11 protein-coding genes are annotated in these 14,813 nt (G+C 37.6%); 2 read left to right on the forward strand and 9 right to left on the reverse strand.

The features are described from left to right. Positions 1-14: 14 nt before the first annotated feature. From ACYH0O_RS13170 to eutB, 5 genes are all read right to left on the reverse strand, one after another. The gene (locus ACYH0O_RS13170; RefSeq protein WP_482629080.1) at positions 15-1,220 is read right to left on the reverse strand and encodes a cystathionine gamma-synthase family protein; all 1,206 of its coding nucleotides are present in this window, start codon (positions 1,218-1,220) and stop codon (positions 15-17) included. A gap of 15 nt (positions 1,221-1,235) precedes the next feature. After that, entirely contained in the window at positions 1,236-2,240 is a 1,005-nt protein-coding gene (locus ACYH0O_RS13175) for a cyclodeaminase (RefSeq protein ID WP_482629081.1), read from the reverse strand. Between the two features lie 28 nt (positions 2,241-2,268). Then, positions 2,269-3,456: a M24 family metallopeptidase gene (locus ACYH0O_RS13180; RefSeq protein WP_482629082.1), complete on the reverse strand. Its 1,188-nt coding sequence runs from the start codon at positions 3,454-3,456 to the stop codon at positions 2,269-2,271. Between the two features lie 357 nt (positions 3,457-3,813). Further along, on the reverse strand, positions 3,814-5,523 hold the full coding sequence (locus ACYH0O_RS13185; protein WP_482629083.1) for a PucR family transcriptional regulator: 1,710 nt from the start codon (positions 5,521-5,523) through the stop codon (positions 3,814-3,816). Positions 5,524-5,789: 266 nt separating this feature from the next. Then, entirely contained in the window at positions 5,790-6,794 is a 1,005-nt protein-coding gene (gene eutB / locus ACYH0O_RS13190; protein WP_482629084.1) for a hydroxyectoine utilization dehydratase EutB, read from the reverse strand. A 1,007-nt stretch (positions 6,795-7,801) separates the two neighbouring features. Here eutB and ACYH0O_RS13195 point away from each other — a divergent pair. Continuing rightward, positions 7,802-9,304: a peptidoglycan-binding protein gene (locus ACYH0O_RS13195; RefSeq protein WP_482629085.1), complete on the forward strand. Its 1,503-nt coding sequence runs from the start codon at positions 7,802-7,804 to the stop codon at positions 9,302-9,304. Positions 9,305-9,660: 356 nt separating this feature from the next. Continuing rightward, entirely contained in the window at positions 9,661-10,020 is a 360-nt protein-coding gene (locus ACYH0O_RS13200; RefSeq protein WP_482629086.1) for a hypothetical protein, read from the forward strand. Between the two features lie 197 nt (positions 10,021-10,217). Here the strand turns inward: ACYH0O_RS13200 and ACYH0O_RS13205 are convergent, their stop codons facing one another. The 4 genes from ACYH0O_RS13205 to ACYH0O_RS13220 all read right to left on the reverse strand — a co-directional run bounded on the left by ACYH0O_RS13205 (position 10,218) and on the right by ACYH0O_RS13220 (position 14,526). Further along, entirely contained in the window at positions 10,218-11,381 is a 1,164-nt protein-coding gene (locus ACYH0O_RS13205; protein WP_482632566.1) for an MFS transporter, read from the reverse strand. Between the two features lie 796 nt (positions 11,382-12,177). Then, positions 12,178-12,606, reverse strand: coding sequence for an organic hydroperoxide resistance protein (locus ACYH0O_RS13210; RefSeq protein WP_482629087.1), 429 nt, complete (start codon positions 12,604-12,606; stop codon positions 12,178-12,180). Positions 12,607-12,984: 378 nt separating this feature from the next. Beyond that, positions 12,985-13,548 carry a TetR/AcrR family transcriptional regulator gene (locus ACYH0O_RS13215; RefSeq protein WP_482629088.1) on the reverse strand — a complete coding sequence of 188 codons (564 nt, stop codon included), beginning with the start codon at positions 13,546-13,548 and terminating at the stop codon, positions 12,985-12,987. Positions 13,549-13,614: 66 nt separating this feature from the next. After that, on the reverse strand, positions 13,615-14,526 hold the full coding sequence (locus tag ACYH0O_RS13220) for a LysR family transcriptional regulator (protein ID WP_482629089.1): 912 nt from the start codon (positions 14,524-14,526) through the stop codon (positions 13,615-13,617). Between the last annotated feature and the right edge of the window lie 287 nt (positions 14,527-14,813).

Consider the following 14,813-nt stretch of genomic DNA (forward strand, 5'->3'; position numbering starts at 1 on the left):
CACCTCATAGAAAACTAGTTATTAACTTGCAAAACACTGTCTACATGATTAAATGCTTGCTCAAAGTCGGCAATAATATCTTCAATATCTTCAATTCCGCAAGATACGCGAATAAGTCCTTCAGGAATTCCCATTGCCGCACGCTCCTGTGGTGTACATTCAACATGGCTTGTAGTACGGGCAGGTCCTACTGTTGTTTCGACAGCACCAAGATTCGCAGCACGGTTTGCGAATTGTAATTTAGGAAGTAGTTCTCTTACTGTATCTACACCGCCTTTCACTGCAAAACTAAGCATTCCTCCAAAATTTTTCATTTGTTTTTTTGCAATATCATGATTTGGATGTGTTTCAAGACCTGGATAGTAAACGCCTTCAACTAGCTCTTTTGATTGTAAAAATTTCGCAAGTGCTATTGCATTAGCACTTTGCTCACGAACGCGAAGGTGAAGTGTTTTCATTCCCCGCAATGTTAAGTAAGCAGCCATTGGATCCATTGTCGCACCATTGATTTCACGGTAGTGATAAATTTTTTCTACAAGTTCATGTGAACCGCACACCACGCCGCCCAATGCATCTGCATGACCTCCAAGGAATTTCGTTGCACTATGAATCACTAAGTCTACCCCTAGTGAAAGTGGGTTTTGATTAATTGGTGTCCCGAACGTATTGTCCACGATGACTAGAGCACCTGCATCATGACCAGCTCTTGCCATGCGCTCGATGTCTGTAATCTTAACTGTAGGATTTGTTGGTGTTTCCAAGTATAAAATTTTGCAGCCTTTTTCTACTTCTGCTTCAATCGCCTCATGATTCCCTGTCTCACAAAGAGCCACCTCGATTTGCTGGCGAGGAAGGAATTCTGTAAAGATTTTGTTCGTGCCGCCGTAAGTATCTTTTATGGATACAATGCGATCACCAGGAAATAAAAATGTTGCCAGTGTATTGCTGATTGCAGCCATCCCTGTTGAAAAGCTTGTTGCTGCATCAGCACCTTCTAAAATTTTTACTTTATCTTCAAATGCCTGAACAGTCGGGTTTGTGTTACGTCCATAAATATGACCCTTCTTTTTTCCAATCGCTACATCATACCACTCATCCATATCATCATAATTGTACGCCACGCTAAGAACGACCGGCACCTGTGTTGCACCATGTACTAAATATTCCTTTTCTCCTGCCCATACTGATTTCGTACCTTCTTTAATTTTTTCGTATGACATATGACCCCTCCTCAATTAGTTTTTCAATGATAATGTTTTGTTCTCAACTTTTAGCCCTAAATTTCGTTTGACCATTTCGTTGTATCCAAACAACGCAATTGCTGTATCTTGAACACCTGTTCCAGTTAAGTCACAAACAGTAATTTGTTCTTCATTGTCACGCCCACTCAGTCTTTTTGAAGTTAATTGACCAAGTTCGATAATGGACGAATTGTTTGTTAATATGCCACTTTCAAGGGCGTGATGCAATTCTCCCAATCTAGCACATTGCGGAATCGTGTCACACACTAGCTTATCCGCTCGAACCAACACTTCCGGTTCCAACTCTTGCTTATGTTCGGCATCTGAACCCATTGCAGTAATATGAAGCCCAGGATGAAGCCATTCTGCTTTTATTACTGGCTCTTTTGCTGGCGTTGTCGTTACGATCAAATCACTTTTCCGAACGACTTGTTCCGCACTGTCCACCACTTGGACTTCAACGCCAATTTCTGCAGACATATCTTCTGCGTATTGTTTTGCGCGATCCATTGAACGAGTATATATAAGTATCTTTTTGAAGTCACGTACTAGTTTTAACGCTCTTACCTGGAATCTCGCTTGACTTCCTGCTCCAATCACACCAACTGTTTCACTGTTTTCTCGTGATAGATATTTAGCTGCAATAGCTCCTGCTGCTGCAGTTCTAACCTCAGTTAAATAGCCATTATCTAGAAGAAGAGACTGAGGAATACCTGTTTGTGTACTAATCAACATCATTAGCCCATTCCCGCTTGGAAGACCAAGTTTAAAGTTGTTAAAGAAGCCGGAAGAAACCTTTATCGCAAACATGTCTTTACCTTTTACATATGCTGTTTTTACATCTACCTCGCCATTCTGATCGTGAACATCTACACGCATAATCGGTGGCATTTCTACTTCCTGGTTTGCTAGTTTCGTAAACCCTTCTTCCACAACGGTAATTGTATCTTGATTTAAGGGCACATAGTTTTTAAGTTCTTGTTCTGTAAAAATAAGCACGGTTCTGCTTCACCTCCTTTAAATTTGTCTAGTTTTTTGCAAGGAGTCCATCTTTAATGAACAATTGTCTTGGAAGTTTTGCGAATGTTTCACAACCCGTTTCTGTAACTCGTATTGATTCACTGGCTTCAAATCCATATTGATCTAACCAAATACCAGGAATTAGATGAAAAGTCATATTCGGCTGGAGAATCGTTTTGTCTCCTTTACGGATACTTGCTGTATGCTCCCCCCAATCAGGAGGATAGTTCAGCCCCATTGCATAGCCTAGTCGCGATTCTTTTATAATGCCGCTTTTCTCGATTGTTTTACTCCATGTTTCTTCCACTTCTTCACAAGCAATACCTGGCTTAATCATGTCAAGACAAGCATTTAACCCTTCGACAACTGTATCTGAAAGCGCTTTTATTTCACTTGATGGTTGACCGATATTCACTGTTCTTGCAAGTGGTGAATGGTAACGCTTATAACATCCGGCCAATTCTAAGATGACCGTATCACCGTGTTTGTAACGCTCATCCGTCCATGTTAGATGCGGAGTAGATGTTTTCTCTCCAGATGGAAGTAATGGCATGATTGCTGGATAATCGCCGCCGAATTCATCAGTTCCCGTAATTTGAGTATGGAATATTTTCGCAGCAACATCACATTCACGGACACCTTCATTAATCAATCCAATTCCATCCATCATCGCTTTTTCTACGATGACAGCAGCCCGTTTCATATACTCAATCTCAGTATCAGATTTCACAATGCGAACCCAGTTTACAAGAATTGTAGCATCCCTGAATGAAGCATTTGGCAACCCTTTTTTCAGCTGTTCATAACACTTCGCAGTAAAATAATAGTTTTCCATTTCTACACCAATGGAGCGTCTCTCTTGGCCGATTTGTTTTAGGATATCTGCCACAAAGTCCATTGGATGTTTCGTATCTGATTGTACATAATCATCAGGGTACGGAATAATGTTTTCATGATATAGCCATGTCGTTACTTTCGCTCCGTTTGCATCCTGTCCTCTTCCAATCCAAATCGGTTGCTCTTCATCATTAATAATCACTAACATTTGATGTACATAGAAGGACCAACCATTATAACCAGATAAATAGTTCATATTGGCCGGATCTGTAATAAGCAATACCTCAATCCCTTTTTCTGCCATTCTCTCCTTTGTTTTGCGAATTCTCTCTTTATACTCTGCTGTTCCAAATGACATGGGAACATTCCCTCCTAGTTCAACTCATTAGAATTTTCTTAATACTTAATCTGTAAGTTTATTATAGTTGCAAAGGGAAAAAGCAATCATCCGCAAAATTGTATGAAGATTCAAATAAGTTTGTAGTCAAATTATCAAAAAAGGAGGGAATTGGATGAAAGGGGGATCAAGCGTTTTGGTTTTGTGCCTGCAACAACCGCAAAGTCCTATGCGATTCAAAATATAATAAACCGCCATAAAAATCCTTGATCTACCGGATTTTTATGGCGGTCTATTTTGACTCACTCTAATCGTTTACCTGTAGCACTCTTACAGCTGTGGTTCAGGTTAATACTGTTCCATAGCTAGCCTTTCGAATTATCGTTGTGGACTCTTTTCAGATACTCCCATTTTCCATGTTCTAATGCTTAAATCCAGTAAAAATAAATCATCCGGGTCAATAAGTGACAGTCCTGTCAATGATTCAATTTTTCTCAGTCGATATAACAAAGATTGTCTATGTAAATTCAAGGATCTTGCTGTTTGGCTTACATTTCCATGGAATTGGTTATACGCCATAAATGTTCCGATTAAATCCATATTTCGCTGCTCATCATAGTGAACAAGTGGTTCAATCGTGGACTTGATGATTTCTTTCATATCCTTATTTTGGGTAAAATTCAATAGTACGCGATCCACGCGCGTGTTCTCGTACATCATACGATGCCCTGATCCTTTTTTCCGTCTTCCAATCGTTAACGCAGCGTTTGCATGTTGATAACTTTCTGCAAATCCCTCCACACCTTCACAATAATTGCCAATACCCCACGAAAGGACAACTTCAGGAAGCAAATTTCCTAAACGGCGTTCTACTAGGTCTAAGAAGTGTAGAGCGTTTTCATTTTCATTTTTGCAAGGAATTTCAAGAAATATAAGGAGCTGTTCTCTTTGGTATGTCAGCATTACTTCTCTTTTAAGGGATTGTGCTGCGTAAAAAACCTCTTCCTCAATATAAAGAATCATGCTTTTTTGCCAATGCTCATAGGATTCATAATCTTGTTTTCGTTTAAGGAATATCTCCTCAAGGTTTTCAGGAAGTCCTACAATACAAACGTAGGGAAGTTTTATATTATATCTAAGTAATTTTGCTCGTGAATTTGCCTGATCACAAGAAATAAATTCTCCTTTGGCAAGCTCCTGGACAAAATCACTGCGAAGACGCACTTTCGTCTCCTCAATGGCATTTTTCCTTGAGAGCCAAAGTGCTATTGTTGTTGCCGCGTGCTCCAACACGTTCACACGGAACTCAGTTAAATAGGAGTCTACTGTTGTGTTAGAAGGTAAAACAACAAATATAAAACCCTGGGCGTCGCCTACAACTTGTAACACTGGAATCTGTAGTATGGTCTGATCGCCTACCTTAATCATTTGAAACTTCTGATACATTGGATCACGGGTTTCTATAGTTGATTGTTTTCGCAATGGAAGGATTCCCTCTAGAATGTAACTCTTCCATTTGTTTAAAAATGATTGTGTATGGCAGTTTTTTTCTTGGATAGATCCCGTTCGGTCAGTAATAATGATTGAACAGCCAATATGTCGTTGAATAAATTTCGAGATATGGCTAAGGTCGGTTTCTTTTAAAATTAATTTCAAAAGCTCCTGCTGAACTTTCTCTGACTTCTCCCGTTCTTTGTACTGATTATCATTGATTTCCATCATTACTTCTTCAATAATACTTGCAAAACGTATTTCCCATGGGATAACAATAATCACGAAATCATGCTTTTTAGCTAATTCAACGACTTCACTTGGAATATCGAAAATATATCTTCCTAATGCGATCATAAGCGCTGCTGCTTCAGAGTCTATAATATCTTGTACAAACGTTTTTAATACTTCCACATCATTGTTGCATCCAATCGCTGTTGTTAATACAACCTCATCTTTACGAACAAAATTTTCTACCGGCATCTCCATCACGGATATCCATTGAACAAACCGTTCGTTCACAAGTTCTTTCCCTGTTATAATCTTAGCATTTTTCATAATCTCGTAATTTAAAATATCCTCTATTGTTAATACCATGTTGTCCCTCCCTGGCCTTAAAGAGTAAAGAATTTAAAAAAATAGCTTAATCCTATTATTTTCTCTCTTATAATATTAATTCTGATACTATAGAAACTACTGATTTAATATTACAAAATAGTTTGTTAGATCCATCTTTCAAAAAGAGAGGCCCCAGAACTCGTAATGTTTGAATTCCATAATATACTTCCCTCGGTACTTCCTTATATCCCAAGAAATCGATTTCAATCTTTACGTGATCAATACCGACGCCACTTGTCATAATGTCACTCTTTATGCTCAAAAGTATAGTTTTGTATTAATGAATGCAGTATAGAAAGATCCACATTGTGCCCGCTTATAATCACTGCAATATCACCATCTTGATGAGGGATTTTCTTCCCTAAAACGGCTGCAATTCCTGTTGCAGCTGCACCTTCCATTATGATTCGGTGTTTATCCATCATATATGCCATACTATATGCAATCTCTTCTTCTGGAATAAGTACTACATCATCCATATATTGTTGAACCATATTGAATGTGTATTGATTATCCAGTCCGATTCCACCTAGTAAACTATCCGCAAGGGTTTCGCTTTCCTCCAGCTTTACTGGTTTACCAGCTTTCAAACTTTCGTACATAACAGCAGAGTGTTCCATTGAAACGCCTGTTACTCTCAAATCCCGATCATTTGATTTCAATGCCAAGCCAATTCCAGAAAGGAGTCCTCCACCTGAAAGCGGAACGATAACATCTGTCAGATTGGGGAGATCTTCCAACAATTCCAAGCCAATCGTTCCTTGCCCCGCAATGACATGTGGATCATCGAATGGCTCAATTACTGTTATTCCCTTCTCCCTCTCCAACTCATAACAACGTACTCCTGCATCATCTTGACTATCACCAACGGTCTCAATTTGAGCTCCCAGCCTTTTTAATGAATCCACTTTTGCTTTTGGCACTCGATTCGAAATACAGACAACCGCATCAATTCCAAGCTTTTTGGCTACATAGGCGACAGCCATTCCATGGTTTCCTGTTGAATACGTTGCAACTCCTCGCCTTTTTTCCTCTTCACTCAAGCTCAGTATTTTATTTGCAGCCCCCCTTACCTTAAATGCTCCAACCTCATGAACATTCTCAAGCTTTAAATAAACATTACGACCGACCATTTCTGATAGAATGGAAGATTTGATCAATGGGGTTTTATATACAATAGAATCAATTCTTTTTCTAGCTTCCCAAATATTACGGATTGTCATGTCTTTTGTAAGGTTTGTAAATGTCATGTTCTCTCCTCCTTGGTCTTTGTATCCAAGATTATTTTAGTGAGCTTTGCAGGTTGGGGTTTTGTGCATGGAACAACTTCTGCCCGCTGTGCCAGGTAGAAATAAGTGTAACGTGACTGGCACAAACTAGAAAACCCAATCTGTATAAAATTATAAATATTATGAAAAAACGAATTCTTAAGATAATACTAATTCCTTCTTTAATATATATCAATTGTCAAAATTGCCTATAATGGAACATCCATTATAGGCAAACCATCCCAACAACCAATTAAAGCTAGTATGTTTAAACTATTTAGTTACTTTATCACTTTCTTTAGATGCAAATAGAATTCCTCTATGCTAATTGACTTGTGGTTGTTTGTTACTTTAAAACCAATTATTTCAAATTATTCACTTCTTTTTTCCAATACTGTATCCAGATGAAATTCCTAAGATGAAACTCTAAAGTAAAGTTGGGTCATAGTGTTTTGTGAAAATACTTATTAATAACCACGCTACAATTGAACCTAAAATTGCTAAAATGATCGATTTCAAAAACTTTACTCCCCTTTGCCTTATTCAAGAGAATTTCACCATTAAGTTTATACCGATTATTTCAAATGTATATTATTTAGGCAATCCCTTGTTACATTAAATGACCCTTTAATGGAACAACACATTGAATTACTATCTAGAGTTTATAGAGACCAACATTAAGTATAGAACAACAACATCTCGAATAAAGTGTTTAAGACTGTTTAAATTTAGAGACGCTCCATTATTCATAATATGGGGGTCGAGTAGTTGTGCTTGTTACTAATCTCCCCGATAAATCACACTTCTACGGCAAGGTAAATCTATTTGAAACTAACCTTCACTTAAGACAGCACTCATCCTACCCGTAAGTAAATAGAACTAACATAATTAGAGTCATAATTATTTATAGAATCATACTCGGTGATCAGACATATATTTTCATATGTCTATCTAATTTTGTAATTTGATTTAAAGGAGGGTCAGTAAGGATGGGTGTCGGTTATTTAACCGTTCATTCTCGTACGGCTGATGATGCGTTACCATTAGTAGGTGTACGAATTAGGATCAAGAGTCGAAACGGTATACTACTCTACCGAATGACTACGGATCAGAGTGGAGAAACCAAACAAGTAGCCTTAGAAGCAGTAGATAGAGAATTAACATTGGACCCAAACTATACAGGAAATCCATATTCTAATTATATTCTAGAGGCCAAAAAGGAAGGCTATAATTCCTTATATATTACTTACGTTCACATTTTTGACGGTGAGAAAGCTATTCAACCTGTAGTATTGATTCCGATGCAAGCTGGCCAAACCGTTCCTATTAAGCAGAAGCTTATTATTGGAAAGCATGCGGTCCAAATGACAGAACCCCGAAATCAAGTAGGACCAATCGTTGAACCTCGTGTACTTCGACAAGTCATAATTCCAAATCCAATTACTGTACACCTTGGTACCCCTAGCGAAGAAGCTTTGAACGTACAAGTACCCTTCATCGATTATGTTAAAAATGTTGCAAGTAGCGAAATTTATTCAACATGGCCATCAGCGTCACTAGAGGCAAATATTTATGCCATTATCACATTTGCGTTGAATAGGGTGTTTACACAATGGTACAGAAGCCGTGGATTTAATTTTGAAATCACAAACAGTACCTCCTATGACCAAAATTTTGTATATGGGCGTACCATTTATGAATCAATTAACCAAATTGTAGATAAAATATATAACCAATACGTTCGGAGACAGGACCAAATTGCGCCATTTTTCACGGCTTTTTGCAATGGTACGACCGTAACTTGCAAGGGACTATCCCAATGGGGTACGGTGTCATTGGCCGATCAAGGCATGTCAACAATGCAGATATTGCTTTATTTCTATCCAGATGATATTGAAATATCGCAAACCAATATCATTACCGGTATTGTTGAAGGATTTCCAGGCACTAATCTTCAATTAGGCAACACAGGACTAGGTGTGCAGGTCATACAAAACCATTTGAACAGGATTAGGCAAAACTACCCTGCTATTCCACGTATTACTGATGAAACTGGTATATTTGGAGATAGTACTAAGGCAGCGGTCATGAAATTCCAAAGTGTTTTTAATTTAACTTCAGATGGTATTGTTGGAAATGCAACCTGGTTTAAAATTTCTTATATTTACGTTGCCGTAGCAAAGCTTGCCAGTCTAGAAAGCGAAGGTACGAACTTGGGCATAGGAACGGTCCCACCCTGTTCAGTTCTTCAGATGGGCTCGATCGGTGTTGATGTTATCACACTACAATATATTTTAAGTACGATTAGTGGGTTTTACCCCACTGTTCCCGATATGGCACAGGACGGTCATTTTGAAAGCGAAACAGCTAATGCTGTAATAGCCTTTCAAAAGACGGTGGGATTGACAGCGAACGGGATTGTTAATGGAGCAACCTGGAATGCATTATATAATTCGTACTGGGGTATCAGAAATACTGTTCCGATAATATAAACCGTTCAGTCAGGGGATACACTGTAGTCCGTGTTACGGAAGTTTAATACCTCCGTTGATGCAATCAAGACGATGAATAACCTGAGGTAGTGATCTTTTTATGGTAGGCCAGACGTTGTTAATCAAGAAATAAGATACTCGGGTCAGACCCCAATCCGAAATAGAACGAGGACTTACTGAGGTCTCAAAGGAAACCATTCATTTATTAAGTGAACGATTAGGTATTGATATGGAAAAGGAACTAGAAAATTATAAGAGTCTTGATTCACTTCTGAAAAGAATGGCATGAATCAATCATTAAGAAGCTGGAGACCAAAGCAGATTCCATAAAGAATCGATTGGATGGGATTCATTTATTGCAAATCCAGGATTTCTATCGGACTTATACCCTGATTCTCGCTCGATATTATTTATTTTCAGGCGAAAATAAACTTACAAAACGACTAATTTCAGAGATGCTCATGTTGCTGCAACTTGAACAATCCGATGATTCCAATGTGAAAAACAAGGAATACCAAAGATTAATCAACATGGCAGAAGACTACGAACTAGAGCACCAACGAGCACTTATTCACCATAACTACGCATACCATCTGCTCAGACAAGGACAATTTAAATTTGCCAGCGATTTCTACAAAAAATCATACAACATCCGAAAACCCCATGACCCCAACTACCTGGGCTCACTTGAAGGCTACATAAACGCACTGACTTAAAGTTGAAGATACAAACGTTCCCATGTCACACTCGGCAAAGATGCAAAAGACGGTTATGTGCTAGCATTTACTATGGACATCTCAATTAACTTTCGTAGAAACTTGATTTGCATTACTCTCTACTGTTACCACAGTTCGAGCTTCTAAGCTTAATGATCAAGAAATAGAAGCCGCTGTTGGGTATTTGGAGCGAAGAATCATTCACTTCCCAAAAAAGTACGATTAAATTTGACGGAATAAATCAATACATAAACAACAATGAGTGCCGCAAACAAATTTAGCACGATGAGAGAAAGGTTCAAATTGAAAAATTGAGTAAGAGCTCCGACTCCAATAACCGGAACGATAAATCCAGAGTAAGCGCAAAAATAAAAAGCCGAAATGACTCGTGGCCGCGCTTCTGGTTTAGGTAACTGTCCGGCAAATCGTAACGCGATTTGAAAAGTCCATCCGCCGCCGATAGCCTGGATGACAATGCCTGTCCAGAGTAATGGCAAACTTGATGATAAACCAGAAGAAACAATAACCCATGACCCAATCGCAAGTAGCAGGATGCCGAATCTGATACGTGTAACTGGATGACTCGGCCAAGGTATGAGCTGAGCAAAAGCAGCACCACTTAGAAGCACGAAAATGATTAATCCAGAAACGGAGAGGTTAGTCGTTTGAATGACATTTTTGACGAAATTAGGGATAAGGGCAAATGCTATTCCTTGAATTGCGAAAACTGTGAAGATTGGCAAACCGACCATTGACCAGAATTGAGAGCGAATATTGCTTGGTACACCAAATGATACCTTAGCTTTTACTCGCTTTTGGTCAAATGAAACAACATCTTTAGGAATTGTTTCAAGTAAAATTAAAGAGATGATGAGCAATACGAGCAAAATCCAAAATGGCAAACGGAGTGGCTGAAGATGTATATATTGCAAGATTAAACCTGCGATAGCCGGTCCCAGACCAAAACCAACGAGAATCGTGACTCCTGATAACTTGAGAGCTGCGCTTACTTTATTTGGAGGAGTTTGCTTCATTAGAAAAGCAACAGCTGTACCTGTAAAGGCTCCGTACGCGATTCCTTCCAATAACCTCGCGACATAGAGCATCCAGGCATTTTGGCTTCCCAGGAAAAACAAGGTAGATGTGATGGATATCCATATGCTGATACGAACCACCCTTTTTAATCCCCAAGTGCTACCTTTGTCTCCAGTAATAAATAAAGTTGGTAAAAGGAAAGCAGCATAAATGGCAAACAGGATCGTGATTTGCAAACTGTTCAGTTGATAAGTCTCACTATACAAAGGAAATAATGGAGTTATAAAGGTAGCCCCACTTGACATCAATAGAGAAACCAATAGCATTCTTTTCACTACGACAACCCCAGCTTTCTATAATTAATTTTCCAAAAATATTTTATATAAGTGAATAGTAATACTAATAAATAGTAGTTAACATTTTAATTTCTATTAATAATTTAAACCAAGGTTATAGGCTAAGAATTCAATTCTTTATGCTCGCGATAAATCATCTAACACAAAACTAAACTTACTTACTAAAAGGTAATTTACGCTTAAAAAAACCGTTCTTATGGATTTTTTAAGAAACGGTTAAATTGCTTTAGTACTTCGGCTAATACATCGTCACCAAGAACACGTCTGTATAATAAATGCTCCCTTAACACTTGTTATTTCTTTCATTACCGTGAGTTCCAGTCTGCTGACTTCCTCAATCCTTTGTTACTCCAAGTTGTTTAGAGATGTCATCATAGCTAAAGGCCACATACTCTTTTTTGTTGTATCAATTTTATTTTGCTAAGTCTAGAATTTGTTTTTTCTATTTTCCATGTCCTTAAATTAACTTACTAATAGGTAAGTGTCGAGGTGAAAGGTCCTGAGGCGAAATTAAAATATCTCTCTTCAGAATTGTTGTACTATCAGCCACTAAATCGATTATTTATCATGACAAACACGACTGTGCTAACGATCCCGCCGGAGCAGCCAGGCAGAAGTTACAGCCCATGTATTCCCGACAAGCATGCCATAATCACAATCGTGTCATAATGTGTAAAGAGACTTTATCCTTCCCGCTTAATCAACTATTTTGCTTATTACTTCATCTTATTGGTAAGATACTGACGATACTCGAACTGTGTGCTGATTAACCAACAACGTTCGATATTACTTCGATATTGCCACGAGTTGCTTTAGCATAAGGGCAAACCTTATGAGCTTCTGCAACGATTTCCTCAGCCATGCTAGTTTCTACACCTTTAATAGTGATGTCCATTGTAATTGCTAGCACATAGCCGTCGTCCGCATCCTTGCCGAGCGTAACATGAGAAGCAATTGTTATGCCTTCTGCTTTGATATTCTTTTTTCTAAGAACCGTACCCATCGCTCCTTCGAAGCATGCGGCAAATCCTGCAGCGAACAACTGCTCCGGATTGGTTCCAGATCCGTTACCACCTAATTCCTTGGGATATCTCAAATCCACATTAAGATTCTCATCGCTGGAAACCGCTTTACCATCTCTTCCGCCTTGAACGTTTACAGTAGCTGTGTACAACTTCTTTTCAATTTTAATCATTTTTGGAACTCTCCTCCTTTTAATACTGGATTATTATATACTCTTTGTGCACTAATTAACCAATAACTTTCGATATTACTTCGATATTGCCACGAGTTGCTTTAGCATAAGGGCAAACCTTATGAGCTTCCGCAACGATTTCCTTGTTGCTACGCCATTAATATTGATGTCCATTGTAATTGCCAGTACTTATCCCTCGTCCACATCCTTTCCGAGCCTAACATGAGAAGCAATTCTCATCTTTATTTTTTAATCTTTCAATAAAATTTCATTTAATTCATTAGAGATACTGATAAGCACCTTAAAGGAGATCGTAAAAATTAAGTTCGAACTACTTACTTACTAGAAGGTAAGATTTTTTTTAAAAATAAACCGTTCTCATAATTTTCTTAAGAAACGGTTTAACTGGTTTAGTACATCGACTAATACATCCTCGCCTAGAACACGTCGATATAATAATGCTCCCTTAATGCTGGATAATATAGTTACAGCTAAAAACTGAAGGTTTTCAGAATCATTTTCGCTTTTTTCATTTTGCGCCTCTGCAACAATTTCTTTGAGAATTGATAGTTCTAATTTACTGACTTCCTTAATTTTATTTTGAACAATATATGGCAGAGATTCATAATCCGTCTGCAAAGATGAAATCGGGCATATTTCAGTAAACTCGAACCGTTCAGCCTGTTGTTGAATGAATTGTTTTAACTTCTCTTCTGCTGAAACCGAAGAATCTTTAATTGACAACAAAGAGTTTTGCAATCTATTTGTAATCCGTTCGGTAATGGCAACCCCTAAGTCCTCCTTTTTTTCAAAATGATAATGGATACTTGCCTTGGTCACGCCTAGTTGTTTAGATATGTCATCATAGCTAAATCCTACATACCCTTTTTGTTGTACTAACTTTATTGCTAAATCTATAATTTGTTTTTTTCTGTTTTCCATGTCCACATATTAACTTACTAATAGGTAAGTGTCAAGTTGAAAGTTCACAGGTATTACAATTTATCATTATTTAATACTTAATAATTCATTAAAGACACCCACATTGCTTCTATTCACATGTGAAATCAATAATTCAATAAAACCTTTTGCGGCTGTCCCAATGTATTTTTGTTTATGGTGCACAATGGTGACTTCCCTAATAATAGCTGGATTTTTAATCTTTATTGCCTTCAATACCCCTTCATTTTCCAGAGAAAAAAGTGTACTGGATATAATAGTAGCCCCTATCCCTTTCTTAACTAGATTCAATATTGACTTTGAATCAGTTGATTCAATAATTGGCTGGATTTGAATTCCTTCAGCACTGCACGCAGCATCAAGTGATTGCCTAAAACAGTGACCTTTAGGATTTAATATTAAGGGTATGCGCTGAATCTCTTTAAAATCTATGGCATTTCTATCTGACCAAACATGATCCTTTGGTACAGCTAAGAAAAATTCTTCTTCGTATAATGAAATATTTGTTAACCTTTCATCTTTTCCTGGCATAAGCGTCAAGGCTAAATTAATTTCATTCTGTATAACCTTTTCAACCACATCATCTAAAGAGAAAATCTGTATTTGTACATCTGGATATATGGAATGAAATTCTAACAATACTGTGGATGCAATATGATTTAAATCACCTGACAAGACTCCGATTACTAGTTTTCCTCTTTTGACATTTTGAAGCTCTTCTATTTGTTCTTTAGCACTTTCTAAATTAGCGAATATCTTTTTGCAGTGTTCAAGGAGAATTTTTCCGGCTTCTGTAATTGCTATTTTCTTCCCTAAACGATCAAATAAACGAACACCAAGTTCGTCTTCTAAGGCTTTCATTTGGTAGCTTAAAGTAGGTTGCCCAATTCTTAGTTTCTCAGCAGTCTTTGTAAATTGCATTTCTTCACAAAGAGCCATAAAATGTTCTAATTGTCTCAATTCCAATATTCCCCACACACCCCTTAGATATCTGTAAATCCATTTTAAAGTTAAACACATATAATATACTATTCGAAATATTTTATAAAATTTCTATTAAATTCTTTTTATTCCATATCAAGGATTTAATGAGCTTACGAACTTCATTGATAGTAAAGTAGATAATAGAAAAGTTCAAACAGTCTAAAACTAACAATCTGATTTCTAATTAAAGAGACAGTTCACCTATCCTTAAATATGTGAACTGTCCCAAATCAAACTATAACTTTCCCTTTGACTTAATAAAC

It is taken from the genome of Rossellomorea sp. H136 (assembly GCF_056838065.1).